Source organism: Microcystis sp. LEGE 08355, assembly GCF_015207185.1.
Taxonomy (GTDB): domain Bacteria; phylum Cyanobacteriota; class Cyanobacteriia; order Cyanobacteriales; family Microcystaceae; genus Microcystis; species Microcystis panniformis.
Map to the genome: position 1 here is coordinate 1 of NZ_JADEXI010000925.1, position 1,175 is coordinate 1,175.

Annotated in this window: 3 protein-coding genes; all 3 read left to right on the top strand. The window is 37.9% G+C overall.

Annotated elements, in window-relative coordinates; translation table 11 throughout:
• Positions 1-88 precede the first annotated feature (88 nt).
• The 3 genes from IQ242_RS25315 to IQ242_RS25325 are packed head-to-tail and all read left to right on the top strand — an operon-like array spanning position 89 to position 1,100.
• Positions 89-442, top strand: a complete 354-nt coding sequence (locus IQ242_RS25315; RefSeq protein WP_193961847.1) for a nucleotidyltransferase family protein — start codon at positions 89-91, stop codon at positions 440-442.
• Positions 424-894, top strand: coding sequence for a hypothetical protein (locus tag IQ242_RS25320; protein WP_004159484.1), 471 nt, complete (start codon positions 424-426; stop codon positions 892-894). The genes IQ242_RS25315 and IQ242_RS25320 overlap by 19 nt, the downstream gene beginning before the upstream one ends.
• A 26-nt stretch (positions 895-920) precedes the next feature.
• On the top strand, positions 921-1,100 hold the full coding sequence (locus tag IQ242_RS25325) for a hypothetical protein (RefSeq protein ID WP_228021222.1): 180 nt from the start codon (positions 921-923) through the stop codon (positions 1,098-1,100).
• Positions 1,101-1,175 lie beyond the last annotated feature (75 nt).

Consider the following 1,175-nt stretch of genomic DNA (forward strand, 5'->3'; position numbering starts at 1 on the left):
CCCCACACCCTACCCCCACGAAAAACTTTTTGCCGCAAACCCTATTTAATTAGAACCACTTACTTAAACTCAATGGTAAAATAAGCCCATGAGCGCTTTTCCTACCCCAGAACTCGATAAAATCCTCAAAGAAAAAGATATTCAAGGAGAACAGGAAAGACAAACCCTGCTGGCAAAAACTCAACAATGGCTTCATGAAAATGCGGTAAAATACGGAATTAATCGAGCTTATATCTTTGGCTCCGTGACTCGTCCCTATAAATTTCACCCCGGTTCTGATGTGGATATTGCCGTCGAAAATATCAATCCCGAACTGCACTTTGAGGCTATTAGTATTCTGTCCTATTATCTGGGGAGAGAGGTGGATATTATTCTGCTGAAAAACTGTCATTTTGCCCACCGAATTCGGGAAGAAGGAATTTTATGGACAACCGACAACTAATCCTGTTGAAAGCTGATATAAATGCTCAATTACAGTTAATCAAAGCCATCGATGGTAAACTAGCTGTTAGAGCCGAAGGTGTTAATCCCGATGATGTCATTCGCCTGGAAAGCATTGCCTATCAAATCCATAATTTATACAGTGCCACTGAGGATTTACTTAAAATAGTGGCTACCTGTTTTGAAAATCATATTGCCGATACTCGGCAATGGCATACAGCCTTATTAAACAGAATGACTGTCCCTATCCCCGGAATTCGTCCTGCTTTTATTTCTTCAGAAACCGCCGCTTTGTTAAATAGTTTGCGAGGATTTCGGCACTTTTTTCGTCATGCCTACGGCACAAATATTGATTATGAGCAATTGAAAGTTAATTTAGACAGGGCAAGAAAAATCTACAGAAACTTAGAAAAAGATATTCAAATTTTCTTTGAACAATGGGCAGAAAGTTAAGCTAAATCCTCGATATTATAATGATTATGTCGGTTAATAATCCCTATCTTGAATACTGGCAAAAACGCCAAAAAGAACAGCAGGAATATAATCAAAAATTAGCTCAAGAGGCAAGGAAAAATCTTCCGCCAGTTATTGATTATCTAAAAAAAAATTTCCCAATTACAAAAATTATCCTGTTTGGTTCTCTAGTTAGGGTTTGCTGAATAAATCTAAAAACCTTGTTGGGTAAGACTTTTAGACTTTTTGTCAATCAAAAAGTACCAGGTATGGGAGTGATC